Source organism: Kutzneria kofuensis (genome assembly GCF_014203355.1).
Taxonomy (GTDB): Bacteria; Actinomycetota; Actinomycetes; order Mycobacteriales; family Pseudonocardiaceae; genus Kutzneria; species Kutzneria kofuensis.
On record NZ_JACHIR010000001.1, the window covers coordinates 2821514 to 2847210 of the forward strand.

A 25697-nucleotide genomic window follows, 5' to 3' on the forward strand; every position below is an offset into this window, starting at 1 on the left:
GTCTGCCGACGTGCAAGGAACATGCCCACGCTGTGCGCACGACATCATTGAAGTGCTGTTCACCTCGCCGGTCGTTGGAGTCTGGGAGGTGCGGCAGTGCCAGCAGTGTCTGTACTGCTGGCGCACCAGCGAGCCGGCTCGCCGCACCGAACGCGATGCCTACCCGGAGGGCTTCAGAATGACGTCGGACGACATCACCAGCGCACCAGAGGTTCCCTCGGTTCCAGCCCAACGGGTGATACCGTGAATGACATCGTGCAGGCCTTGGCGAAGTACTCCACGATGAATATCGCCTACGTCGACGAGGGTGGTGACCCGCAGGCCTGCGCGGTGTTCTTCGCGCTCACCGAAAACGGCTCGCTCGTCTTCGTCAGCTCACTGTCCACCCGACACGGCCGCGCTCTGGCCGCCGGAGGTCGAGTCGCGTTCACGGCGCAGCCCGAAGGCCAGCACTGGACGACACTCACCGGAGTTCAGGGACGCGGCACCTGCGTCGCGCTGACCGGATCGACGTTGGTCGCGGCGCGGGCAACGTACGCGCGGCGGTTTCCTTTCGTGGCCCAGAATCCCGATCTGCGTGCCGCGCTCGACGCGACCGCGCACTGGGAGGTTCGGCCGGACTGGCTGCGATTGATCGACAACACGCAAGGGTTCGGACACAAGGCGGAGTGGATGGCCGCAGTATCGATCGAATGACTCACTCGGCCGGCTCAGGTCTCACTGTCTGGGGTCACCATGCTCCGTCCTACGGCCAGCACACGACAACGTCACACGAAGAAAGGACGCATTGAATGAATCCACTTCAGGGAACATCAGGGGACGAGGACGCTCCCACCGGCGCGCTGGTGTTGGGAGGTGGTGGACCCGTTGGCGCGTCGTGGATGTCAGCCCTGCTGGACGGCCTGATGTCCGAGGGGTTGCCGGTCGCCAAGTGTGATGTGGTGATGGGAACGTCAGCCGGTTCCGTGGTGGGGGCCTGGCTGACGATGCAGCCGGATGGTCTCCGCTCGGTTCCCGAACGTATGCGCGAGCGCGCGGCTTGGCACGCGGCCAATGCCGGGGCCGGTCGCGGGGACAGGAATCTACTGCAAAGCATGGGTGACACAGCGGGGAAGGGCACGGGCTCCGCGCTGAGCACCGCCCAGGCCGCGGTCGCGGCGATGCCGCCCATATCGGCCGACCAGGCGAGAGGGTTGTGGCAGCCGTTCCTGCCCGAGGGGAAGTGGCCGCGTCGTCTCCAGATCGTTGCGGTGGACGCCGGCACCGGAACCGCGCGCGCATGGTCGGCGCAGGACGACATTCCACTGACGGTCGCCGTGTCATGTTCCACTGCGGCGCCGGGCGTCGCACCGCCAGTCGCGGTGGCGGACGCGATCTGGGTCGACGGCGGTGTCCGCTCCGGCACCAATGCCGACTTGCTCGTCAACTCCGGAGGAGACAGCGGGCATGACGGAGTTGTACCCGGTGCCGCAGCGGGCAAAGTGCTCATTGTGGCCCCCCTGCCGTCCGACGATATCGCGCGCGAGGAGGCGATTCTCGTCGGACGTGGTCACGACGTCCGGGTCGTCATCGCCGACCGCTTCTACCAGAAGCCCACTGACATGATCGATCCGCGCTTCATCGACATCGCGACCGCGGCAGGCACGCGACAGGCACGCGACGTCGCTGCGGACCTCGGGAAGTGGTGGAGCCAGTAACCGTACCCGCGTGCCCCGGGCAGCACATGCGTCGTCAGGGTGTCAGGGCGGCACCGTCAGGGCAGCAGCACGATCTTCCCTGGCGCGTGCCGCGCGGCGAGCGCTTCCGCGCCTGCGCTGCCTCGTCCAGCGGGAACGTCCGCGCCACTCGCACCGACAGCCGGCCCTGTGGGTGCTCGATACTCGGCCATGGGCGTTGACCGATCCGGGCACCTCGTGCGAACGCGATCATGGAACGGTGGGGCGGCAGCTGCCGCCGGGAGATCCTCGACCGCATCCTCATCGTCAATGCCCGGCACCTACGCCAGGTCCTCGCCGAATACGAAACCCATTTCAACACCCACCGGCCACACCGATCTCTTGCCCACGCCGCGACCTCTTGCCCACGCCGCGCCGCTGCGACCACTCTCCGCACCGGCGGCCGCCGGCATCAAGGTCATCAGACGGGACCGACTCGGCGGAGCCATCCACGAATACCGGCAGGTCGCATAGGGCAGCCGAGTTTCCGGCGCCCACAGGCAAGGCCCGGTGTTCCCGTGAAGGCAGGAGAACCAGTATGACCCGCACGGTATTCACCGGTGGCACGGTGTTCGACGGCACCGGCAGCGAACCCGCGCCGGCGGACGTGGTGATCGAGGACGGGGTGATCGTCGATGTCGGCGCCGGCCTCGACGGCGACCTCTCCGTCGACTGCACGGGCGCGACGCTGCTGCCCGGACTGTTCGACTGCCACGTGCACGTGGTGGGGTCGGGCCTCGGGCTGCTGCCGCAAGTTCAGAAGCCGTTCTCGTACCAGTTCTACGAGGCGGCCCGGAACCTGTGGACCACGCTCAAGCTCGGCATCACGACCGTGCGCGACGCGGCTGGCGCCGACCTCGGCATCAAGCAGGCCGTGGCCGACGGGCTGATCTCCGGGCCTCGACTGCAGATCGCCATCGGCCTGATCAGCCCCACCGGCGGGCACGGCGACGGCTGGCTGCCCTCGGGCCACTGCGTTCCGGCGTCGCTGCCGCACCCGGGCCGGCCCGATGCGATGGCCGATGGCCCGGACGAGATGCGCCGGGTCGCGCGAACGCTGCTGCGCGCGGGCGCCGACGTGCTCAAGGTCTGCACCACCGGTGGCGTGCTCTCACCACGCTCCGATCCGCGGCATTCCCAGTTCACGGTGGAGGAGCTCGACGTTCTCGTCACCGAAGCCCAGATGCAGGGCCGCGCGGTGATGGCCCACGCGCAGGGCACCGAGGGCATCAAGAACGCTGTGCGCGCCGGCATCCGCTCCATCGAGCACGGTATCTACCTCGACGACGAGGCCATCGAGCTCATGCTGGCGCGCGGCACGTGGCTCGTGCCGACGCTCGTGGCGCCGGTGAACGTGATCCGCGCTGCCGAGGCGGGGGCGTCACTGCCGGACGCCGTGGTGCGGAAGGCGAAAGAGGTCGCCGAGGTCCACGCCGACTCGGTGCGCCGCGCCGTCGCCGCGGGCGTGCGGATCGCGATGGGCACCGACAGCGGCGTCGGTCCACACGGGACGAACCTCGAGGAGCTTGGTCTCATGCGCTCGTGCGGCATGAGCCCTGCCGACGTGCTGGTCGCGACGACGTCGTCGGCCGCGCGGCTGCTCGGTTTCGACGGTGAGCTGGGTCGTCTCGCCCCCGGCCATCGCGCCGACGTCGTGGTCGTCGCCGGTGACCCGTACGACTTCGGTGGCCTGGCCGGCAACGTGCGGGAGGTGTGGCAGGACGGCGTGCGGGCGGTGTGACCGCGAAAACGTCCTGAGCCCGACCGGCACGCCGAGGCCGGTCGGGCCGTCCCACCCCGGCCCGGCCGTGCAGAGCACGGGTGTGAACTCCTGGAGCTAGGGGTTGTAGCTGACCACGCAGAAGCGAACGCACGCCACTGCGGTGCTACGTTCTCGGCAGCGCGACCCGGTTCTGGGACAGCGACTCGAACAGGTCGCCGATCTCCTCGACCCGCGTGACCACCTCCTCCGCGGTGAACACCAGGTCCTCTTCGCGCGCGACGGGCAAGAAGGACTCGTCGCGAAAATGAGGACCGCTTCGTACACGCCGGGCCGGCGCACCGACGCCTGGCTCAAGCATCCCCTGGTCCAGACCCAGGACGTCATCATCTGCGGCTTCAGGCCGGGCCAGAACCGGTTGGCCGGCACGATCGGCGGCCTGATGCTGGGCGCGTACGACCCCGACACCGGGGCGCTGACCTACATCGACGACGTGGGCACCGGCTTCACAGAACAGGCACGCCGTGATCTCGGCGAACGGCTGGAACCGTTGGCTCGCAGCGATCATCCGTTCGCGGTCGTGCCGCCCCGCGAGGATGTCACGCGGGCGCGGTGGTGCAGCCGGTGCTGGTGGGGAGAAGTGGTCTACCGGCAGTTCACGCGGGGCGTGGGTCGGCTGGTGCACACCGCGTGGCGCGGGCTGCGCGAGGACCGCGACCGCTCCGATGTGCTGGTTCCGCAGCCCTCCGACCGCACAACCGATCCGGCACCGCCCGCCGTAACCGGCCGCCCAAGCGTCAGGTCGTGCAGGCCGGCGGCCGCCAGATCACCCTGTCCAAATTGGACAAACCCTTCTACCCCACCGGGTTTACCAAGGCGCAAGTGCTGGACTACTACGTCTGGGTCGCGCCGGTCCTGTTGCCGCACCTGGCCGGCCGTCCGGTCACCGTGATCCGCAGCCCCGACGGCGTGACCGGCCAGAAGTTCTTCGAGAAGAACGTCTCGCGCGGCGCGCCGGACTGGCTGCCCACCGTGCGGCTGCCCAGCAGCGGCAGCCGGGCCACGTCGGCCGGCGGGGACGGTGTGATCGAGTATCCACTGGTCGCCGAGCTCGCCGGGCTGATGTGGCTGGCCAACCTCGCCGCCCTGGAACTACACGTGCCGCAGTGGCGGGTGGCGGGTGGCGCCTGGCCCGGTCCGGGGTCTGCCGGACCGGTTGGTGCTCGACCTGGCCCCCGGGCCCGGCACGACGATCGTGGCCTGCTGCCGGGTCGCCGGACGGCTCCGCGAGATCCTGCTGGCCGACGGCTTCACTCCGGTGGCCACGACCAGCGGCTCCAAGGGGATGCAGGTCTACGCCTCGGTTGCCGTCGAGGACCCGTCCGCGCCGTCGGCCTACGCCAAAGCACTCGCCCAGCAGTTGGCCCGTCAGACGTCGAAGTCGGTGACCGCGACGATAGCGAAGGCGGCCCGGGAGGGCCGGGTGTTCATCGACTGGAGTCAGAACAACCCGGCCAAGACCACGATCAGCCTGGCATGACCCCGCTGGGCTGATCCAGGTCGAGTGAGAGTCTTGTGGCCCACCATGTGGGCGGGAAGGCTCGAGGACGATGAGTAGCAGGAAGCGGCACACCCCTGAGCAGGTCGTGCGCAAGCTGGCCCAGGCCGATCGGCTGCTGGGCGAAGGCAAGGACATCGCCGATGTCTGCCGGGAGTTGCAGGTCAGCGAGCCGACCTACTACCGATGGCGTAACCAGTTCGGCGGGCTGAAAGCCGACGACGCCAAGCGGCTCAAGGACCTGGAACGGGAGAACGCCACCCTCAAACGACTGCTCGCGGACGCCGAGCTGGAAAAAGCCGCGCTCAAGGAGATCGCGAAGGGAAACTTCTGAGCCCGCAACGCCGCCGGGCGGCCGTGCACCACCTCATGCGGATGTTCGGGGTGAGTGAGCGGTTCGCCTGCCGGGTGACCGGGCAGCACCGTGCGACCCAGCGCCGCGAACCGGTGGCGCAGACCCCAGCCGATCCCGACGCGGCGCTGCGGGCGTGGCTGCGGGCCTACGCCAAGGCGCATCCGCGGTGGGGATTCCGGCGGGCCTACCACGACGCCCGCGGTGAGGGCTGGATCGTCAACCACAAGAAGGTCCAGCGGCTGTGGCGCGAGGAAGGCTTACGAGTGCCGCGACCACGGCATCGCAAACGGCTGGGCACATCGACCGTGGCGCCGCCGGTGGCGGACGCGCCGAATCGTGTGTGGGCGGTGGATTTCCAGTTCGACGCCACCACCGACGGCCGCCCGGTCAAGATCGTGTCCATCGTCGATGAACACACCCGCGAGTGTCTGGGCGGGCTGGTCGCACGCTCGATCACCAGTGACGATCTCATCGACGAGTTGGACCGCATCGCTGGTGGTCGCGGGTATCCGGCTGCGCTGCGTAGTGACAACGGCCCCGAGCTGGCCTGCCAGGCGATGCGTGAGTGGGCCGGTGAGCGAGTCGGGCTGGCGTTCATCCCGCCCGGTCAGCCATGGCGCAACGGCTATGTCGAGTCGTTCAACGGCCGGCTCCGCGACGAGTGCTTGAACATCACCGTGTTCTGGTCGCTGCCCCAGGCGCGGGTGGTGATCAGCGACTGGAAGACCGAGTACAACAACCATCGCAGGCATTCCGCGCTGGGCTACCAGACCCCGGCCAGCTACGCTGCGGCCTGCATCCACCGATAACCGACTCTCACAGACGGTGGATCAGTTCACGGGGTCCTGCCAAGCCCGTACTCGCTGCGCGGTCGCGACCGCCCGATGGTGGCCACACCGGTCACCTGGGACGAGGTCGCCGCCTGCCGCCGCGCCAACCAGTTGACGTTCACCACTGCCGACGTCCTGGACCGCGTCGACGAGCACGGCGACCTGTTTGCCGGGCTGGAGCAGACCGCAGCGCCGCTGCCGCAGCGGTGATCGGCTAAGTGCGTGTACTAATACTGGGAACCCGTTACGCTCCAACGGGTTCGAGTGGAAACTCGCAGCATGACCGCCACAGCTTGCCGCCTCCAGTCAGGAAGTCGTTTGTACGGATCCATCAGTAGCAACACTGTGCGCGCTTGGTCGTTCCTCGCGGCTGTCAGGCTTCGCCGTTGAGGATATGGGCATGTGCGCGGGCGAACTCGGCCACCGACATCGGCCGTACACCGCTTAACTTCTCGATGTTGTTGTCGGCCCCGCCTAGCATGCCCTGCTGGTATTCGGGCATGAGCGCGTGGATGTGCTGCACGGCGTAGGGATGGACGCCGATCGCGGCCACGTGGGCGCTGAACTCGTCCAGGGTCGTGTTCTCGTAGACGATCTCCCGTCCCAGCCCTTCGGACAGCTCGGCCTGCGCCTGCCGGAAACTTCATCCGCGCCGGCCGCAACCCTCCGCCGCGCTGAGCAGGTCCCACCGCTTGCCGGCTCCCCAAGTCTGGAAGATGCCTGGCTCGAGGCATGATAATCACTCATGCCGCTGCGTCTGGCCTACATCGCCGTCGCCAACGCCTTCGCAGCGCTGCGACTGCTGCCGATCGGTGACGGGGATAAGGACATCGAGATCCTTGCCCTGCGCCATCAGATCACCGTCCTTGAACGACAGCTCGGCCCGAACAAGGCGAAGTTCGCTCCCGAGGACCAGTCCTTCCTCGCCGCGCTGCTGGCCCCGCTGCCCCGCGGGGCGCTGCGCCGACTGCGGCTGCTCGTCCAGCCAGACACCGTTCTGCGCTGGCACCGTGACCTCATGAAACGGCGTCACGCCCGTACCTGCCGACCACGGCGACCCGGACGCCCTCCGACTGTCCGCTCCATCCGTGCGCTCACCCTGCGCCTGGTCAAGGAGAATCCGTCCTGGGGCTACCGACGGATCCACGGCGAACTCACCACCCTCGGCATCAAGATCGCTCCCTCCACCGTCTGGGAGATCCTCAAGCAGGAAGGCATCGACCCGGCACCCGATCGGCACGCGACCACCTGGTCCGCCTTTCTGCGCTCCCAAGCCCATGCACTCCTCGCGTGCGACTTCCTCGAGACGGTCACCGTGACCGGGCAGCGCCAGTACGTCCTGGCCGTGATCGAGCACGCCTCCCGGCGGATCCGCGTCTTGGGAACGACCGCCCACCCCACCGCTGCCTGGGCCACTCAGACAATCAAGAACTTGGTGATGGATCTCGAAGGCGCTGGCGCCGCGGTGAAGTTCCTGATCCGCGACCGCGACGCGAAGTTTCCCGTCCTCATCGACGAGATCCTCACCGACGCCGGCATCCAGACCGTCCTCACCGGCATCCGCGTCCCCAGAATGAACTCCATCATGGAGCGCTGGGTGCAGAGCTGCCGTCACGAGCTCCTGGACCGAACTCTCATCTGGAACGAGCACCACCTGCGCCACGCCCTGCGCGAGTACGAGAAGTTCTACAACTCCCATCGCGCCCACCAGGCCAAGCGTCAGGCAGCCCCACTGCGCCCGGTGCGCGCGCCCATCACCGATCCAGACCGAATCACCCATCTGAACATACGCCGACACGACCGACTCGGCGGCATCCTCCACGAATACCTGCATGCCGCCTGAGCTGCATGGACGAGGTTATCGGCAGGCGCAGACATGGAACTGGAGCAAACCCTGACCCCATTTCGCACAGGGTCAGACCCCTGCTCCAGTTTTACTCCAGTTACGTCATCCACTGTCCACTTGGGACGGAAATACAAGATCGCCTCCGAACCCAGTTTTCCCAGGTCAGGGGGCGTATTCAAACTATTCAACAATTGTGGAGCTGAGGGGACTCGAACCCCCGACCCTCACACTGCCAGGTTTGGGATAGTACCACTGACCAGCGGAAACAGAGAATCACCACGTCAAACCCGTTGTTGTCACTGCACTTGAGTGCCGTGCAGTGCGGTTCGCTGTAGGTTGGGCACACATCCCTGCTCCAGTTTTGCTCCACCACATTCAGTGTGAAGGCCCGGCATCTAGCAGCACATCCCTTGTGCCACTGGGTACTCCGCCCTCAGCATCGAAGCGACTCGCGACGCGTTCAGTCTCGACAAGCTCGCCATCACCGTTGGCGCCACCAGCAATGGCGTCGATCGTCTGGCGGCAGCTGGCTGGATCAGCCGCCGCCCCACCCCGGAAACAGCCGCTCCTCGCTGCTCGGAGTGACCGAGGCCCGCCGGCAGCTGCTGGTCGCCGCCAACCCTCTACCTTCGCGGGCGACCTACGGAGCCGGCTCGCCGACCCGCTGAGGGCCCGGACGCCCGACCAGTTGGCGCGTCCACCGTCGCGAGGCTCCGCGCGACGATGGAGGACACGGCGTGGGCCAGCCGACAGGTTGATACGGCCGGCCCAAGGCACCGTGTCAGAATCGGGTGCCGAGGTCCGGACCGTCGCTCAGCCCTTGTGAGTCCGTCGGACGACATCGCCAAGCCAGATGATCACCTCGTGCGCGATGTCCGAGATCTCGGTTTCATTCACCACGCGGTGCTCACCGCGGCCCTTGTGCCGGTATTCGACCTCGTACCCACCCTCCTCCAGCAGGGCCACGACCACGTGCCAATCGTCCCGCTCGCCAGGTGGCTGGATCGTGACGAAGCTGTTGTCGGGAAACACCAGGTCGGAAATCCTCATGTACAACGCATCTTCGGACGGGTCGGCGACTACGTCGCCGCCCTCACTCTCGGCGACGTAGTACTGAGCGTCGACCATCACGACATCACCTCGGATCACGTGCGGTTACCGATGTCCACCGAACTTACCACGCTGAATTTCGTCCAGAACGGACTGCCAGCTCAGCCCGGGTTGGCTCAGGCTTCCCTTGGCGGGCTCATGGTTCTCAGGCCCGGGCACACGATCGTACAGGTATTTCTCTGCCGCCTCCGCATCCTGCCGCGAGTCAAAGTTCCGAAGGAGTTGCATCTGGTAGGTGCCTCCGTACTGCGCACTCCATTGCTGGAAATCCGAGTTCGAGTAGCGCGTGACCGGGTCGTCACTGACGCCCCACTTGAGAATCTTCCCGGTCGTCGGGTCGACGATCACGTACAACGCCGTCTGGCCGAAATCGGGCCGGTTTCCGAAGATCGGCTTCTTGGTGTCGCACCACGCGCCGCCGCCGTTGTGGACGAGAAGTTCATCGGTACCGACGAACACGTAATACGTGTGCAGGGTGTCTACGGTGAGGTTGTAGACGCGGGTGATCTCGTCGTGACGGTGCAGCTCCGTGACGACAACGCTGTGGCCGTCCTCGGCGAGCAGGTGTTCGCCGGCCTTGAGCTTTCCGGCGTCGACCCACTGGTTGAGGTCCACCACCCAGAAGGGATGGTTGTCCGTCGCGGAAACCGACCCGGCCTCGCCATTGTCGGTGATGTCGACGTCGACCAGGTGCTTGAGGCCCTGACCGATGATGACATCGGTGACGGCCTCGTCGGCCGACTTGCCGGTGGTCGGGTCGGTGCCTTGACCTGGTCCCAATCCGGCCATGGAGTCGGCACGGTGGTTCGCCTCGCGGCCGGTGTCGAGGAATCCGTCAAGAGGGAAGATGGAGCGGTGTGACCGATCTCGCGCAGCGTTCTCCAATCTCGTGCGCTACGAGACGAGGCTGTACAACGCGCTCGGCGTGCGCTTGACGGCCGAGCACAGCCTGAGCACCGGCCAATACGAGTTCATGTGGTTCATCGGCGGGTGGGACGGCTGCGGGGCCAACGACCTCGCCATTGCCGTCGGCGCGACCAGCAAGGGCGTCGACTGCATGGAGGCCGCCGGCTGGTGACCCGCCGCCCCAACCTGAACAACCGCCGCTCCTCCCTCCTGGGGTTGACCGACGCCGGGCGGGAGCTGCTGGACGCCGCCATCCCCACCTTCGAGGACGAGCTACGGGTCCGCCTCCGACCCTCTCACCGCTCGGGCCGTGAAGCAGCTGGCTGCCACCGTCGCTCGGACCCGAACGACCGCCGAGAACGCCGGCTTAGGCCAGCCGACGGGCTGATGCGGGTGGGGTGCAGTCGAGCTGCACCCCACCCGCATCGGCGGGTCAGAAGTTGCCTCGAGCGTAGTCGAGCGCCCACAACATCACCCGCACGGGAATGTCCCCAGAGCCGGGCGCCATCGATATCCGAGCGTCAATGAACTCGTCGTCGAAGTCGCCCACAACCGCGAACAGCAAGCGCTCGCCGCCCACGACGGTCACTCGGAACTCGATCGACCGATCCGCTCCCTCGATCCTGATTGTCTCGACGACATTGCCATCCACATCGACAATCACTTGGTCCTCCGAAACCGCCGTTCGGCCCGACAACGTAGGCGCCACCAGTCGAGGAAAGCTACAAACTTGCCATCCTCAGCAAACAGCGCACTCAAACCGTTCGACCCACGTACGTCCCATACCTGCCCCATTGGCCATTGACACGGCCGGATCCGTATTTCCAAATCAGACCCTAACCACGACGACCGGACCGGTGGCACCGAGTCAGCAGCTACCGCGGGAGCAGTCGAGGACTCGGCCGGTCACCAAATCTCCGGAACCTGCCATTGAACGCAAGTCGGCCTCTGACCGCCGGACATCACGAACTCCTTGACAGCCTGGCGTATGAGCTCTACGGACACCTCCGACCGATCCGGAAACTCAGTCGGGTTCCCGGCAATGTGGTAGATCACCTCACCCCGTCCCGTCGCCGGCCCCAGAGTCACCACATTCCCCCCGGCGTCCATGAACTCCAGGACACCAACCTGAACGCTCCGGTCGATGCCTACGAGAAGCTCATGGTCCGGATACCCGGAAGGTAGAAGTTCACGGTCCAAAGAATGCAGCTGCGCGAGATTATGAAACTCCTCACCTGCAAGTAGCCCGTCGATCAGCTTGTCTACATCACCAGAGCTGGCCAACACCGGCGGATTCTCACGATGCCCCCTGCGGTAATAAACCTCAGCACCACGCACCGTCAGCGCCCCCCATACTGCTTGGACGTCCAACCACCGTTTCCATCGGGCCAGTGTACCGTAAGCTTCTTACGCCCAAGGAGGTCGTCCAGAACGTCGTCACAGCCGAGCCGAACGTCACACGGACCTGTCGGATTATTGATGACAATGTTCGCATCATCGATTCCGTCTCGAATCATAATGGCAGCAAACTTCTGCTCCACATCGGAGGCGCGCGCCGAAGTCGCCAACCCCGGCAGTCGACCCTTGCTCCGAAGAACATTGTTGACAATATTCAGAAGATCGGCATCTTGCTGCTTGTTCCCGCTTACCACATCGTAAATACGCCCGTCCGCAGCCTTTCCAGTTCCCGATGTAGGTCCACCGGGCGTGTATCGCGGAAGACCTGCCCCCAATCCTGCGGGATCGAAGCAACCAGAATTGTGAACCAGTACATGAGCGTCGCCAGTCGCCACATAGTAGGTGTGCAGACCGTCGACGGTCAGGTTGTACACCCTGGTCGTCTCGTCGTGGGCGCGCAGTCCCACCACGGTCACAGAGCGGCCGTCGTCGGTGTGGAGATTTTCCCCGGCCTTCAGGTCACCGGCGTCGGTCCACGACTCCGAGCTGTCGACCCAGAACGGGTGGTTGCTCGTCGCGGTGACCGAACTCCGGTCGCCGTCGGAGTCCACGACGCTGACGTCGACGAGGTGCTTGAGGCCTTGGCCGACGATTACGTCGGTGACCGGCTTGTCGCCCGACTGGCCGGTTGTCGGGTCGGTGGCCTTCACCTGGTCGCCGACCTGCACGTCCGAGATCGGTTTCTGGGAGCCGTCGGCCATCACGACCGGTGTCGACGCGGCGAAGCTGTTGAACAGCTTGCACATCATGCCGGCCAGACCGTCCTCAGCCTTGCCGAGCATGCTCCGCAGACCGGGGATGCCGTTCAGCAGAGACTCCCCCAAGCCGCGAACGAACGGCCTGAGCGCGCCACCTACGTCGCCGAGCAGGCGACCAGCGCCGCCCAGCACATCGGCAAGCACCCCTGGCTTGGCGAACTTCCCGAACAGACCGAACTCGCCGCCAGCCTCAAGGGTGGCGATGTTGATCGCGGTCGGCAGGCAGTCGTCGGCCTCCTCGTGGTTGATGTAGAACCGACCCTTGGTCGCCCCTGTGACCAGGAACCCGGCCATCGAGTCGGCGCAGTTGAACGCTTCGTGTCCGGTGTCGAGGAACCCGTTCCAGAGGAAGCTGCCGACGTTGCCGGCCGCGTTGCCGACGTTGCCCCAGAAGTCGCCGGAGGTGTTCGACGCCTGCTGCACGGCGGCGCTGACGTTCTGCACCACCGGCCCCTGATCAGCGACCAGCTTGGCCTGCATGGCGGCATAGGACTTGTCAACGTCGCTGACCGGGTTCTGCAGCTGACTCACCTGCTGCGCGGGCAGGTCAGGCGTGGCCGACACGAAGTCCGACTGCTGCGCATAGAACGGCTGGTACATCGCGGACGGAATCGGGATCGGGTTGTTCTCGGCGGCCCACTTCTCCGCCGCCCGCGCCGCGATCGCCGGATCCGGCGGCGCGGGACGGCTGCTACCGCCTCGGCTGCCGCAGTGAGATGTGCACGTGCCTGGCTCGCCACGCTTGATCGTGCCGAGGATTCCCTCACCGCCGCTGCTGCCGCCGGAACCCGATCCGTCGCCGTAGCAGTAGGACTCCAGTTGCAGCGGCGACTGCGAGTCGCACTGATCAGATCCACACGCCCCGACCAACTGCAGCAAGTCGGGGCCACCACAGGAGCTACCGCCCCCGCCACTGCCACCGCCACCACCACCGGCGCAGTCGTCCGAGGTCCCGACCAGGATCACGCACCAGTCACACTGCTGCCCGTCGCACGTGCGCGGCGAATGCCCGTCGGGATCGGTGTAGTTCAACGGCGCCGAGGCGCCGTAGGCATAGCGGTTCCCGTCGACGCTGTCCCGCGAGGCGAAACTACCGGTGGCCGGGTCGTACCACCGCGCGTTCATGTCGACCTTGCCGGTGTCTGGATCTGTGTAGGCGCCTTGGAAACCGGCGGACGACTTGGCGCCCGAACTCGCCGTGACCTGACCGAACGGGTCGTATGCGGTCGAGTGGGACAACCCGGTGTTGCCGTCGCCCGGTGCGAAACCGGCGACGACATCGCCGTGCACGTCCGAAACCGCCAGCTGCTTGTCGTTGCCCTGTGCGGTGGACAGCAGTGCCCCGTCCGGGGAACGGCTGAACTTCGTGGTGCCGTCGCTGGCCAGCGCACTGCTGGGACCGGAGTAGTTCATCGGCGCGCCGTTCCGCGTGACGACGCGGTCCAGCCCGTCATAGGCGTACGTGCTGTTGCCGTCGCTGACCATGCGGTCGAAGGCGTCGAAAGACAGTTTCTCGGTCAGGCCGGAACTCGTCCGCGATGCCAGGGTGCCGCGCGGCGTGTACGCGTAGGTGTAGTCGCCGTCCGAGAGCAGGCGGTTGCGCTCGTCGAAGGTGGCGGTTTTGTCGCCTGCCTGCACGCGGTTGCCGGCTGCGTCCCACTTGTACGGCGTCGTCTTGGCGCCGGCAGTCCACGACGTCATCCGGTCGGCGTAGTCGTAGGTGTAGCTGTTCTGGCCCGCCCCCGCCGTACCGGCGGTGTTCTTCTGCGTCAGGTTGTCGGCGAGGTCGTAGCCGTAGCTGATCGACGAGGTCACGTCGCCGGCTGCGGTCTTCAGCGTGTCGGACGTGATCCGGTCGAGATCGTCGTAGGTGTAGGTCCGGGTCTGCCCCGAGGAGTACGCCACCCCAGCGACGTCGCCGGCCTCGTCGTATTGCGGCACCTGCAGCACACCGGTCGCACCGTCCTGCACACCACTGACGCGACCGTTGGCATAGCGGTACGAGGCGGTGCCCGCGGCATCCGTCCTGGTGGTCATGCGACCGTCGGCGTCGTAGCCAAAGCTGGCATTGCCGCCGCCACCGGTGGCAGACGTGACGTCGCCCCGATCGTCGTAGTTGACGGTGATATCCCCACCAGGCGCGGAAACCGTGCTGATTCGGCCGGCAGCGTCATAGCCGATCACGCGGTCCGCCGTCGCCGCCTCGGCGCCGGCGCCGGTCTCCTTGGTCAGCCGGTTGAGTTCATCGAATGTGCTCGTCCTGGTGACTCCGCCCGGCGCGGCCAGTGTCACCTCGTTGCCGGCGGCGTCGTAGGCGGCCGTCCACGTGTTGGCCGGTTCGGTCTTGGTCGCCGGATCGGTGATGGACTCGGGCAATCCGAGACTGTTGTACGAGGTGATGGTCGAGTTGCCGCGCCCGTCGGTGCTACGGGTCAACCTGCTGTCAGCGTCATAGCCGTAGCTCGTGGTGATGGACTCGCTGTCCGATGTCGGAACCGTCTGACTCACGACCCGGTTGGCCGCGTCGTACGCAAAGGTCGCGGTGTGGTTGAGGGCGTCGGTGGCGGACAGGAGGTTACCGGCGGGATCGTAGGTGGCTGCGGTGTCACGCAGGTGCGTGCTGCCACCCTTCCAGTCCGAAGTGGACACAGCCCGGCCGGCCTCGTCGTAGTTGGTCCAGTGCTTGCGTCCCTTGGCGTCCGCGGTGAGCACTGGTCGACCGGACAGGTCGTAGCCGTACTGGGTCGCCACGCCGGCGGCGTCGGTGTAGGTGACCAGTTCGCTCAACGCGTCGTAGCTGAAGGCGGCGATCTCGTCCTGCGGTGACTTGACGGAAACGGTGTTGCCGAGATCGTCGTAGCTGTACGTGGTGGTGAAGGCGCCGGGCTGCGGCACCCGTTCGATCTGGGTGCTCGTGATCATGCGCCCGAGATCGTCGTAGGTCCAGGTCCTTGTCGCACCGCTCGGATCGGTCGCCTGCAACAGCTCGCCGGCGCGGTCGTACTGGAACACCGACGTTCGGTCGCCCGGATCGTGACGCTGCACCAGCCGGCCGAGCTGGTCGTAGCTGTAGGTGGTGGTGTTGCCGCGCGGATCCGTGGTCGACGAGACCCGCCCGACCGCGTCGTACGTCGTGCGAGTCGTCGCCGTGATCGCCGCACCGCCGGGCGGGGTGTAGGTCGGCTCGATCTGCTCGACGGTCCGGCCGTCGGCGTCGTAGCCGACCTTGCTGATGTCCCCCACGGGGTCCTTGGCCTCGACGGGCTCGCCGAAGGTGTCCAGCCCGAGCCGCGCGGTCGGGCGGACCGTGGCCGGCGCGCCGCCCTTCGACTCCGCCGCGACGGACGGCAGGGTCGTACTGATCTGCTGCCCCACCTCGTCGTAGCCGAAGTTCGTGGTGAACGCGGCTCGGTCGGCGCCGGCGACGTTGCCTCGCGGATCGGTCAGCGACACGAGCAGACCGCGCTGGTCGTAGCCGTAGGAGGTGGTCAGCAGCGAATTGCCGTTGTGCACCGACTGGCTGGTCTGCCGGCCGGCCAGGTCGTAGCCGAAGTCGACGGTCTCGGCGACGGTGGGTGTGAAGTTGCCGATGTTGGAGCTGTTGCCCGTGCGTTCGACCCGGGTGACGTTGCCGTTGCGGTCATAGGTGTAGTGCGTCGTCCGGGCCAGGATGTCCGGGTCGATGGTGGTCGAGGAGATTCGTCCGACCGGGTCGTAGGACGTCGTCGTGGTGACCTTGCCGTTTCCGCTGACGTTCTTCACCACGTTGCCCGTGGCGTCATACGCGTAGTCCTGCAGCACGACATCCCGGTTGGTGCCGTTGGCGTTGCGGAAGCCCTTCTCGATCACCTGATGGGTCAGGTCGTTCGCGTAGTACGTGTAGTTCAGCGTCCGCCCCATGGCGTCGGTGTCGCGGACGAGCCGGCCCCCGAGGTCGTAGGCGTAGGAGTGCAGTACGAGATCGTCGTTGGGCGTGGTGTCCGATGGCGTGCCGTCGCCGCCGGCGCCGGCGGTGGCCCCCATCGGATCGCCCGTCCACGCCGCGATCCGAACTTCCGCGACCTGGTTGCGAGCCGTGTACAGGTACTTGGTCTTGGTGCCGGCTGGATCGACCGTCCACACGCGATTGCCGAAGCTGTCGTAGCCGTAACTGGTCGAGTTGCCGACCGGGTCCGTCTGCGTGATCAGCCGGTCATGCCCGTCATACGCCGCAGTGGTCGTCCGCGACTTGTCGCCGCCGGTCAGATCATCGACCTGCACCTTGACGACGTCACCGTCGGCGTCGTATCCGACCGTGGTCTTCGACGTGTGCTTGACGCCGGTGACCGCGTCGGTGGTCGCGGGCTGTGTGACCGTGGCGAGCCTGGACAGCGCGTCATAGGTGTAGGTCGTGGTCACGCCACTCGGCTGGCTATCCGAGATCTGGGTACGGGTGAGCGTCCGCCCCATGGCGTCGTAGGTGTACCTGGTGACCAGACCGGCGGGCTTGGTCACCTGCGCCAGAGAGCCCGACACGAAGTAGTTGTAGCTGGTCACCGCCCCCATCGCGTCGGTGGAGGTCAGCAGCAGCCCAGGTGGCGCACACGGGCAGATCCCGGTCTGCGTGCCGGACATCCCCGTCGACGGGTTTATGCTCTCCCGTCCCGTGGTGTACGTGTGTGTCACGACCGACCCGTCCGGCGTGGTCTGGGTGGCCAACTGGCCGGCGGCCGTGTACGTGTACGACGTCTTGTAGGTGTTGTCGGCCGCGTTGGCCGACCGAGCGTCCCGGCTCTCCGTGAGCCGGTCGTTGCGCGGGTCGGTCTGGCTGTCCGGGTTGAGGAAGTAGCTGAAGTACGCGGTTTGACAGTTGGTCTGCTGCACCAGGCAGGTCTTGCGCGACAGGGTGTTGCCACGCTTGTCGTAGCCGAGGGTGATCTGGTTGCCGTTCTCGTCCGTGACAGTGCTTTGGAAGCCGGCGCTGTCGTAGGTGTAGGTGCGCACGCCACCGCCGTCAACCACACCTCCTACAGGGTCGCCGCCACCGCCGACAGGACCACCGCAGAAGATCGGGCCACCATCGGACGGGGTGGTGCACGTGTCGGTTGTCGTGGTCGTGGTCGGGTCGATCGGGCGGTCCTCCGACCGGATACCGAGTCCCAGGGGTGCGACGAACCGCACGATTCGGCCCCGCAGGGGGTCGTAGTCGTACTCGTGCGCCCGCCCGCCCGGGTCGGTCACCGTCGCGACCTTGATCGGGTTGTCCGGCGTGCCGGTTGTCGTTGGCACGCCGAGCGTCCACAGGCCGCCGTTGTTGTCGGTGTACTGGTGCACCCGGTCGTCGGGCAGGTCGTAGGTCACCGTCGCTGCGACGTTGCCGCTGGGCAAGGTGATCTTGTCGAGTTCGTCGGCGCCCGCAGCTGCGTCGATGTGCGCGGAGATCGACGGCTGGCCGATCGGGTGCTCGTAGTACGCGGCCTCGGCCAGATCGCCGGCGAAGTACTGCCACTGTGCGCCGCCCGAGAGGCCCGGCCAGTCGCCCTGGTTGACCACGTAGGTGGCGCCCAACTGGTTGTTCACCATGTTGAGGCCGTCGATGGCGCCGTCGAGCGAGCCGACGAGCTGGCCGTCCAGGTACATCGATTGGGTCGTCAACGCGCCGGTGAGGGTCACGTGGTGCCATTTGCCGTCGTTGACGGTTTGGGTGGCGGTGATGGGAGCGACGTGGTTCGTCCACAGCTGGCCGCGCAGCTTGCCGTCGGTGCCGACGTACAACATCGGCACGGCGGCGGTAGGTGCCTTGTCGCTGCCGAGTGCCTGGTTCTGGTAGCCGACGAGCGGGCCGCCCTTGGTGGTCCGGAACCACAGTTCGATCGCCATGTCGCGGTTCTTGCGCAGGGTGCCGTCCGGCAGTGTGACAGCGGAGCTGGTCCCGTTGAACGTCGCGGCCGACGATGCAGCGGTCGGGCCGGCCGAGCCCAGCGTCACGTCCTTGTACTTGGCCTTGTCGCTGCCCAGGTTGATGCCCACCTGGCTGGTCGCGTCGGGCCCGGCGGACTCACCGAGGCGCCAGTAGGAGTCGGGCTTGGTATCCAGCACAGCGCTGCGATAGTGCGTGCCTGGCTCGTAGCCGTAGGTCGTGCAGCCGCCGAGCGGATCGCACACCTTGGTCAGCTTGTCGCCGTCATAGCTGTACCGCCACGTCAGCGACGTGCCGCCGCCCGGGCTCGTCGTCACCGACGTCACGTGGGAACCGGTCCAGGCAAAGGAGATGCCCTGCGCCGTTCGGCCGAGCAACGCCGGCTGATGCACGAAGCTGAGTCGTCCGTTGGTGTAGTCGAGCACCACCGCCTGTCCCCGGCTGTCCGTGATGGACGTCAGATGACCGCCGTTGAACTCGTACTTGCTGCCCGCCTTGTCGACGAGATCCCAGATCTGGTCGTTGGGGTGGGTGAGGAGCGCGTAGCGTCCCTCCGGCGCGGCGAAGCTGCCGTCCGGGTTGCGGCCGAACCGCACCTGCTGCCCGTCCGGGTAGGTCACCACTACGTTGCCGGAGCCGTCGGCGTCGGGCACCACGGACATGTCGTACTGGGTCGCCCAACCTTCACCGAAGGCCAGACCGCGGCGTGGGTCGAGGCTGTTGTAGGTGCGGGCGACGGAGATCGACGGGCCGCCGAGCGCCAGTGAGGCGTCCACCGCGCTGCGGTAGAAGTTGCCCACCTGCGGATCGAAGTCGTTGCTGTCGGTGCTGTACGGCGCATTGCCCAGGTGTGAGGTGATCTCAGGCTGTGGCACCGACTCGAACAGGGTGCTCTCCGGCAAGGTCGGGCTCTCGTCAGTGCCGTCGAACGCGAAGACACGCCATAGATAGGTCTTGCTCCACACCAGCTTCCCGGCCGGCACCGTCCACGTGTCCGAGGAGATGTGGCCCGAGTCGAAGCAGTTGACCGGGTTGTTGGCGCTGTCGCGCTCACACACCTCGAACCGGTACTGCAGCGAACTACCCGGTGCAGCATCGATCTTCACGCCGTGCGCCCACAACTGCGGGATCAGTGTGGGTGAGGAGTAACCGTTGGGTGGATACTGAGCGCTGATGACGGGCGGGATGTTGCGCACCCGCAACACGAGTCGGGCCGGCGGTATCTGCTCGTCGGTGAAGTAGGGCCCGCCTCTTTGGAACATGCTGAAGTCGAGGTAGTAGTCGCCTGGATTCAGCGCCTGGATGGTGGCGTCGAGGTTGACGGACTGTCCACGCCCGACGTCACCAGGAAGCTGCGCCGCTTCGTTCATGGCGACCAGACCACCGCCGACGGCGTACACGCGGTAGCCCAGCGCGTAGCCGCTCTGAGTCCAGGTGCTGGCACCGCGGTTGGTGACCGTGATCTTGATCTTGCCGCTCTGTGTACGAGTGACCGGCGGGTCCGGCACCGGCTGCGTGATGTTGTAGTCGGCGTTGAACGGCGTGTGCGTGACAAACAGCTTGGGCGGATTGGCCGTGCCAGCGCCGGTGAATTTCTTCCAACCGTAGCTGTCCGTTTCGGAGCCCCGGACGGTCAGGCCGTAGTTGGGCATGGTGCCGTTGACCCACGCCTGCACCACGTCGCGGCCGGCCGGTCCCAGGTCGATGCCCTCGCCTGCGACCGGGCAGTCGGACCTGGTGTGTCCGGAGGCAATGTAGCCGTGGGCGAAGGACGCCTCGGACAGCTCGGGGCCGAAGGCGGGCCCGGGGTATCCGCCACCGGTCCACGGTGCCGTGACGGCGTGGATGTAGACCGGGCTGGGAACGCACGACCAGGACCAGTCGTTGACGATGTACAGCTTGGCGCCGAAGATCTTGTGGTTGCGCAGGGTGTTCTCGATGCCGTCGAACTTCAGGTACGTGGCGGCGTGGATGTTGTCGGTGCCGTCGTAGCCGGTCCTCAGCTCGGTCCGGCCGTCGTTCTGGGAGCCGTTCTGCACGTACATCGAGGCGCTGGCGTTGGGGCTTTCCACACTCGGGTCGACCACCACCGGGTACTTGCGGGCGGGGTCGGCGAGCCAGCTCTGGTCCAGGTCGACCCGCAGACCGCCGGACACCAGGTGGTAGGTCACGCCGGTAGAGGTGGCGGGGTCGCCGGTGTGCGGGTTGCGACTGGCGTCGGACATGGAGCCGGCCGGGATGCTGGCGCGCTCCTTGCCCGCGGCGTCGACCAGCGCGACGCGGCCGTCGAGCAGCTTGGCGGTCAATCCCTTGAGCTGCAGCGGGAACAGGAAGCTGTGCGGGGCGTTCGGCGAGGCCAGCACGAGGGATTCCTTGATGCCGCCGGGCTGCACGTCCAGCCGCAGGTCGGTGTCGGCGAGCACGCCGGGGTAGGTGACGGTGCTGCCCTGCGCCTGGCCGGCGACCGTCCGCGCGCCGTCGAGGCCGTAGCCGAACACGTGGTCGCTATCGAGGCCGAAGCTGACCATGCCGCTGCCGCCGGCGTGGCCGGCGAGGCGCGCGGCGACCTCGTCGGCTCCGTTGCGCCAGCCGCCGTTGTCGGGGACGAGCGTCGTGTCGATCGGCTGCCAGGTGCCGTCGGGTTTGCGGTAGTTGACGGGGTTCTTGCTGAACGCGGTCGTCTCCGTGCCGTCCGCGTTGCGGTACGTGGACTGGAACCGGCCGCCCTCGTTGGGAAGTTCCTTGCTGGTCTTGGGATCGAAGCCCCGCACGGCGCTCGGACCCGCGCCGGCGCTCGCGGTGTTGGGCTTCGCCTTCGCGGCCGGGAACGTGATCGACGGGTAGTCGGCGCGCAGGCCGCGGGCGGCCTGCTGGTTGCCGGCGGTGGTGGCGACCACGTGGTCGTGTTCGCCGGGCTGTTGGGCGGCACCGTCGGCGGCCGAGCCCCAGCGTTGTTTGGGCGCCAGGGACAACGCGTCCGCGAGCGCGTGCAGGTCGCCGAACAGTGGCGGTGTGACCTGTGAAGCGGTCGGCCCGAACACGCCGACGACGAGTACGACCACGAGAAGGCCAACCATGCTGCGGACCCGACGCTCACGCGCGCGCCTGACACCGGCTGAAGCCACCGAATTCCTCCCCCAAGAAAGTGCGCACACCGAGATGACGCGCAGACAGGATGCGCCAAGAACACCAGTAAAGGCAAGGTGAAATCTTCCATAACACGACTTTTACGCCTCGTCAAGAGGGCAAGCAAGGCAACCCGACTGCGATTCAAATTACGTAACAAGACCCGTATCGAGAAGGCGTCATGCGCACGTCACGGCAATGCGGTACGGTCTGCCGCTGCCACCTGTGTCACACCTGTGACCAGGCAAGACAAGGGGTACGGGGGAGCTTTGAGAACTAGCGACTTCAGATCAGCAGCCACCGTTCTCGCCGCGACACTCGCGATATCCACCATCCTTACAACCGGATATTCGCACGCGGATTCGACAACGAGCTGCACGGGGGCCACCCAGATTTTCGCCGCCCTCCCCAACGGCATAACCAGGCTGTACAAGCACACGGATCCCGTCGGCGGAACATCCACCTGGGATTCCTCGGCCGACGTGGGTGGCCCCAACGGCGGCAAACTTCTGGGCAGTTCGAACGGGTACGTCTACAACATCCAGCCCAGCGGCGACTTCCGTCGCTACCACTGGAACGGGTCGGGCTGGGACTCGACGGGCGGCAGCCAGTTCGAGACCCTCGCGCACGGCTGGACCGGCTGGGACGTCCCCCAGTTCCACAACCGCATCACGATGGACGCCAAGGGCGACCTCTACGAGGTCCCCCACGACGGCGGCCTGTACGTCGCCCACTACGACGCCATCGCGGGCAACTTCGTCGAACAGCAGATCGACACGAACTGGGGCAACTACGACCTCATCCTGGCCGCCGGCGCCGGCACGGTCTACGCCCGCGACCCGAGCCTCAACGGCGGACAGCTCTACCGGTACCAGTACGACAGCGCCTCACAACGGTGGTTGGAACGGGCGAAAGTGCTCAGTACAGGCTGGAACATCTTCAGCGGCATGTTCTCGCCGGGCGGCGACACCCTGTACGGCCACACCGTCGACCCGCACGGCGACCTGCTCTGGTACCACTACACGGACTCCATCGACACCTGGGCCGGCGGCAACAACCTCGGCTGGGGCTGGGATCCCAGCTGGGAAATCACCTCGCTGACGGACACCTGCAGCACACCGCTGACCATGCCGGCGCCTCCGACGGTCACCGCACAACCTGGGCGGCCGACTACACTGATCGCCAACAGCAACGGGCACCTCGAGTACTTCTACGTCGGCGGCGACGGCAGCACTGTCGTCGGTGACCAGACCGATGTGACGAACCCGAACTCCGCTCGCTTCGCGGCGCTGCCGGGCTACCAGTCCTCAACCGGTCAGGTCGGGGCCGCCCTCAACGACAACGGCACTGCCCAACTACTCGCACTGGGCATGGACGGCAACACCCGCAACTCGGCACAGTCCGCGGTCGACGGCTCCTGGCCCATTCTCGCCCGAGCGGGTGGCTACTTCCCGACCGCTCCCGCCTTGGCGCACGCTTCGGACGGCACCATCGTGGCATTCGGGATCGACAGTACCGGAGGCGTCTGGTACCGACCTCAGGCCGGAAAGAACGGCGTCCTGACGTCGTGGCGCAGTCTCGGCGGTTCCGCCATGACCGGCACGCCCACCGCCATGGTGCAGGGGAACACGATCCATCTGATCGCACTGGACACCAGCGGCACGTTCCGCACCGCCGACTTCACCGGAGGCACGCTCGGCGCCTGGACGCCCTTGTCGGGCATCACGGGCACCGGCAGCGCGTCCACCGTGTTGCGCGGCGACTCGACACTGCAGGTGTTCGCACGGGACAACGCGGGAAGCGTGCGCACGATCCGGCAGAACAGCGACGGCACCTGGCCATCGTCCTGGACGAGCATCTCCGGTATCACCGCCGCCGGATCGCCGTCGGCAGTGCTCACCGCAAGCGGCACCGTCGAAATCGTCGTAAAAGCAAGCGACGGCTACATCGACAACACCGGTCCTACTGCCCCCGGCAGCGCCACCTACCGACCGTGGTCGGCTGTCAGCACCGCCGTCAAGGCCGCGACCGATCCGTCGACTGCCTTGGTGACCACCGGAACCTGGGTTGTGTCCTACCGGGACGCAGACGACCGCACACTGCTCTTCCGCGCAACACAGTCCAACCCGCAGACTCGCAACAGTGCACAGAACGACTCCCACGGCTGGTTGTTCGTGGGTGGTGCCCTTCCGCCGCGCGCGAGCTGAGGCCCGCCGGTTGGGCTCGGCGGGTTGCCGAGCCCAACCACCAAGATCACAGCCGCCACGTCAGGGCCAGCGACTCCGGTCCAGTCCCATGAATTCGACAACTATCAACTTGGGGCCGGCGGCGTCGAGGCCTGAGGACTCCCTGCTGGGTGGCATTGAAGCGGATGTTCACGATGAGTACTCAGGTTTTCCAACAGCATGAGCGGCATGCGCGCCGCGACCGGCGCCCGACAGCGTGCGGATGCGAGCACTGTTCTACCGTGACGCGATCAATCGCAGGCGAGGACGCAGGTCCGTATGCCCAACCAGCTGCCGCAAGGCGGCCAATTCGATGTTCAGCTTTGACGCGAGCAGGCGCAGAGGCATGCCGTGTTCGCAAGCCATGTGAGCCGCGGATTGCAGTAGCTCTGGTTGCTCGCCGACGAAGGTTGAGTTGACCGGTTCATTGATAGTCCAGCCAAGGCCGACTATGTCAGCCAGGATCGTTTGGAGATCCGTCTCGCTGTAGACGCCTAGCAGCTGCCCGCGATGCGCGAGCATCGCGGTGGGCACGCCGTAGCAGTCGGATAGGTCCTTGAGCGTGCCGACGTCGTTCCTACGCGGAAGCCGATCACTGATGTCGGCCGCCGGCATCAGGAACTCGGCAGCGAAGGCGTCGGCTGCCGCCTCGTGGCTGGGGCTGCCGGGAGCGGCATCAGGATGCAGCAGCAGGTGCCCGAGTTCGTGCGCGACGGCGACGCGTCGTGCGAGCGGGCTCATCATCGTGGGAAGCGCGATGATCGGCCGTCCCGGGGCAGCTGACGAGAACGCGCCGATCGTCACGTTCGCCGCAGCTTCGAGCGCGACGACCAGGATGCCGCGTACCTCGAGTTGCCGAACCACGTGCGCTATGGGCCCAGCACTCGTCCCCCACGCCTTCCTGATGGTGCGTGCTGCCTCCGCGGGGCCACCGTGCGGCACGCCGAGCGGTAACCCGAGGTCGACGTCGGGGAACTCGATAACCTGCTCGATCGCGGTCGCGACCTCCCAGAGCAACTCGACCTGCGCCAGCACCTGTTGGCGGTGCACCGTGTCGGCCGCTTGCATGGACCGAAAGTGCACAGTGGAGGTGTCCAGCCGGAGTTGCGGTCGTCCGCCTGCGAAGAACTCGATCGGCACGTTCAGCGCGTGGGCAAACCGGGCCAGGATGGTGTCGTCAGGAATCATTTGCCCTTGCTCGTACTGCGACACCGCGGCACTACTGCTGGCGACGGCGGCGGCGAGGTCGGTCGGCCGCATACCGGCCAGCCGCCGCGCCATGGACAGGCGAGCCGGGGCGAAGGTTCGTACTGCGGTGAAAGCACGTGTGATCACCGCGCCGCTCTCCTCCGGTCTGCTGTCGTCGCGCACCATCGTTGCCGAGTGCGGCACCGAGCACCAAACCGAGTGGTCACGGGAGGTTAGTCGCCGGTGCCGTGTGGTTGCTCGGTCCGTGGCGTGAGCCTCAGCGGCGGTGGCGGCTGATCGAATAGGGCCGGCCCATCTGGCGCATCTGGCTGAGGCGGCGTCGTGGCGGTGGGACCGCCGAGACCTTCCGCTTCGCCGGTCAGTTCGATAAGCCAGTACCAGTCGATGAGGTTGTCACGCACGACACCCTGGCCGGCCCAGAGGCCAGTGCACCCTTTGCCCTCATCTCCCGCCCACGGCAGCAGGATCAGTTCCCTGCTGCCGAGCAGCGCCTCCTTGCGTGTCAGTAACTCCAGCTCGGCCTCATCCTCGTCGGATAACAGCTCGGCACGCAGATCACTGGTCGACCGGATGGGGCCACGAGGACCGTCGTCCACACGAAATGGGTACAACGCTGCCGCGTTGAGTTTCAGCAGCATCGATTGATAGCTAAAATCCGGCGCAAGTTCCGGTATCTCCGATTTCAGCGACTTTGCCGTGCGGACCAGATATTGGTACCGATCTGTGCCAAAGCTGACATTGTTGTGCCACTCACCGCGTTCGTCATCGCGTCGGTAGGGCTGGATGCGGCGCGCGGCGTCATGCGCGTCGTGCAGCCACCGCAGCAGTACGGTCGCGAGGAAGTGCACGGAGTTCGGCACCACCAGTCGGGCGAGTTGGGCGCGGTGTTGCGGATCGTCGTCTGGCACGTCGCCCCCTACGAGCCGTTGGTCGCACCGTCTCCGGCTTCCGAGTTTCGCAACTGAACGAGTCACCCTCAAGC

21 protein-coding genes and 1 pseudogene are annotated in these 25697 nt (G+C 66.5%); 13 read left to right on the plus strand and 9 right to left on the minus strand.

Features of this window, described 5'->3' with window-relative positions; genetic code table 11:
* The first annotated feature begins 10 nt into the window (after window positions 1–10).
* From BJ998_RS48605 to BJ998_RS12840, 5 genes are all read left to right on the plus strand, one after another.
* Window positions 11–247 (plus strand): non-oxidative hydroxyarylic acid decarboxylases subunit D, encoded by a 237-nt coding sequence (locus BJ998_RS48605; protein WP_312890548.1) that lies wholly within the window; start codon window positions 11–13, stop codon window positions 245–247.
* Window positions 244–696 carry a pyridoxamine 5'-phosphate oxidase family protein gene (locus tag BJ998_RS12825; protein ID WP_221337987.1) on the plus strand — a complete coding sequence of 151 codons (453 nt, stop codon included), beginning with the start codon at window positions 244–246 and terminating at the stop codon, window positions 694–696. The genes BJ998_RS48605 and BJ998_RS12825 overlap by 4 nt, the downstream gene beginning before the upstream one ends.
* Window positions 697–791: 95 nt before the next feature.
* Window positions 792–1697 (plus strand): patatin-like phospholipase family protein, encoded by a 906-nt coding sequence (locus tag BJ998_RS12830; RefSeq protein ID WP_184861471.1) that lies wholly within the window; start codon window positions 792–794, stop codon window positions 1695–1697.
* Window positions 1698–1927: 230 nt separating this feature from the next.
* The gene (locus BJ998_RS49540) at window positions 1928–2257 is read left to right on the plus strand and encodes an integrase core domain-containing protein (RefSeq protein ID WP_184861473.1); all 330 of its coding nucleotides are present in this window, start codon (window positions 1928–1930) and stop codon (window positions 2255–2257) included.
* Window positions 2254–3456 carry a metal-dependent hydrolase family protein gene (locus tag BJ998_RS12840; RefSeq protein ID WP_184861475.1) on the plus strand — a complete coding sequence of 401 codons (1203 nt, stop codon included), beginning with the start codon at window positions 2254–2256 and terminating at the stop codon, window positions 3454–3456. The genes BJ998_RS49540 and BJ998_RS12840 overlap by 4 nt, the downstream gene beginning before the upstream one ends.
* Window positions 3457–3601: 145 nt before the next feature.
* Here the strand turns inward: BJ998_RS12840 and BJ998_RS47395 are convergent, their stop codons facing one another.
* Window positions 3602–4003: a hypothetical protein gene (locus tag BJ998_RS47395; protein WP_246489983.1), complete on the minus strand. Its 402-nt coding sequence runs from the start codon at window positions 4001–4003 to the stop codon at window positions 3602–3604.
* Between BJ998_RS47395 and BJ998_RS47400 the strand changes: the two genes are divergently transcribed.
* From BJ998_RS47400 to ligD (BJ998_RS12855), 5 genes and pseudogenes are all read left to right on the plus strand, one after another.
* The gene (locus BJ998_RS47400; protein ID WP_312890549.1) at window positions 3920–4387 is read left to right on the plus strand and encodes an ATP dependent DNA ligase; all 468 of its coding nucleotides are present in this window, start codon (window positions 3920–3922) and stop codon (window positions 4385–4387) included. The genes BJ998_RS47395 and BJ998_RS47400 overlap by 84 nt on opposite strands.
* Window positions 4318–4554, plus strand: a pseudogene (gene ligD / locus BJ998_RS49545) (non-homologous end-joining DNA ligase LigD); the annotation flags it as partial. The gene BJ998_RS47400 and the pseudogene ligD (BJ998_RS49545), both read left to right, overlap by 70 nt.
* A gap of 61 nt (window positions 4555–4615) precedes the next feature.
* The gene (ligD, locus tag BJ998_RS47410; protein WP_246488578.1) at window positions 4616–4975 is read left to right on the plus strand and encodes a non-homologous end-joining DNA ligase LigD; all 360 of its coding nucleotides are present in this window, start codon (window positions 4616–4618) and stop codon (window positions 4973–4975) included.
* Between the two features lie 70 nt (window positions 4976–5045).
* A protein-coding gene (locus tag BJ998_RS12850) for an IS3 family transposase (RefSeq protein WP_184861477.1) occupies window positions 5046–6157 on the plus strand; the annotation gives its coding sequence in 2 pieces (ribosomal slippage) (window positions 5046–5313 and window positions 5313–6157; 1113 coding nt in all).
* Window positions 6158–6211: 54 nt separating this feature from the next.
* Window positions 6212–6388: a non-homologous end-joining DNA ligase LigD gene (gene ligD / locus BJ998_RS12855; protein ID WP_345033023.1), complete on the plus strand. Its 177-nt coding sequence runs from the start codon at window positions 6212–6214 to the stop codon at window positions 6386–6388.
* Between the two features lie 163 nt (window positions 6389–6551).
* On the opposite strand, the gene BJ998_RS12860 is transcribed toward ligD (BJ998_RS12855), so the two are convergent.
* Window positions 6552–6731, minus strand: coding sequence for a hypothetical protein (locus BJ998_RS12860; RefSeq protein WP_184861479.1), 180 nt, complete (start codon window positions 6729–6731; stop codon window positions 6552–6554).
* 192 nt (window positions 6732–6923) lie between these two features.
* Between BJ998_RS12860 and BJ998_RS47415 the strand changes: the two genes are divergently transcribed.
* Entirely contained in the window at window positions 6924–8021 is a 1098-nt protein-coding gene (locus tag BJ998_RS47415) for an integrase core domain-containing protein (RefSeq protein ID WP_184861481.1), read from the plus strand.
* A gap of 816 nt (window positions 8022–8837) precedes the next feature.
* On the opposite strand, the gene BJ998_RS12870 is transcribed toward BJ998_RS47415, so the two are convergent.
* Both BJ998_RS12870 and BJ998_RS12875 read right to left on the minus strand, forming a co-directional pair.
* The gene (locus BJ998_RS12870) at window positions 8838–9155 is read right to left on the minus strand and encodes a hypothetical protein (RefSeq protein WP_221337988.1); all 318 of its coding nucleotides are present in this window, start codon (window positions 9153–9155) and stop codon (window positions 8838–8840) included.
* A gap of 24 nt (window positions 9156–9179) precedes the next feature.
* Window positions 9180–10019 carry a polymorphic toxin-type HINT domain-containing protein gene (locus BJ998_RS12875; protein WP_184861483.1) on the minus strand — a complete coding sequence of 280 codons (840 nt, stop codon included), beginning with the start codon at window positions 10017–10019 and terminating at the stop codon, window positions 9180–9182.
* A 4-nt stretch (window positions 10020–10023) separates the two neighbouring features.
* On the opposite strand from BJ998_RS12875, the gene BJ998_RS12880 reads away from it, so the two are divergent.
* Window positions 10024–10212, plus strand: coding sequence for a winged helix DNA-binding protein (locus BJ998_RS12880; RefSeq protein ID WP_184861485.1), 189 nt, complete (start codon window positions 10024–10026; stop codon window positions 10210–10212).
* Between the two features lie 261 nt (window positions 10213–10473).
* Here the strand turns inward: BJ998_RS12880 and BJ998_RS12885 are convergent, their stop codons facing one another.
* From BJ998_RS12885 to BJ998_RS12895, 3 genes are all read right to left on the minus strand, one after another.
* On the minus strand, window positions 10474–10704 hold the full coding sequence (locus tag BJ998_RS12885; protein WP_184861487.1) for a hypothetical protein: 231 nt from the start codon (window positions 10702–10704) through the stop codon (window positions 10474–10476).
* Window positions 10705–10946: 242 nt separating this feature from the next.
* Window positions 10947–11411: an Imm1 family immunity protein gene (locus tag BJ998_RS12890; protein ID WP_184861489.1), complete on the minus strand. Its 465-nt coding sequence runs from the start codon at window positions 11409–11411 to the stop codon at window positions 10947–10949.
* Window positions 11381–21232, minus strand: coding sequence for a polymorphic toxin-type HINT domain-containing protein (locus tag BJ998_RS12895; RefSeq protein ID WP_184861491.1), 9852 nt, complete (start codon window positions 21230–21232; stop codon window positions 11381–11383). Before BJ998_RS12895 ends, BJ998_RS12890 begins: the two co-directional genes overlap by 31 nt.
* 126 nt (window positions 21233–21358) lie before the next feature.
* On the opposite strand from BJ998_RS12895, the gene BJ998_RS12900 reads away from it, so the two are divergent.
* Window positions 21359–23488 carry a DUF8189 domain-containing protein gene (locus BJ998_RS12900; RefSeq protein WP_184861493.1) on the plus strand — a complete coding sequence of 710 codons (2130 nt, stop codon included), beginning with the start codon at window positions 21359–21361 and terminating at the stop codon, window positions 23486–23488.
* 255 nt (window positions 23489–23743) lie between these two features.
* Here BJ998_RS12900 and BJ998_RS12905 read toward each other — a convergent pair whose 3' ends face one another.
* The gene (locus tag BJ998_RS12905; RefSeq protein WP_184861495.1) at window positions 23744–24880 is read right to left on the minus strand and encodes an ImmA/IrrE family metallo-endopeptidase; all 1137 of its coding nucleotides are present in this window, start codon (window positions 24878–24880) and stop codon (window positions 23744–23746) included.
* A 47-nt stretch (window positions 24881–24927) separates the two neighbouring features.
* Complete coding sequence (locus BJ998_RS12910; RefSeq protein WP_184861497.1) at window positions 24928–25623, minus strand: hypothetical protein; 696 nt, start codon at window positions 25621–25623, stop codon at window positions 24928–24930.
* Window positions 25624–25697 lie beyond the last annotated feature (74 nt).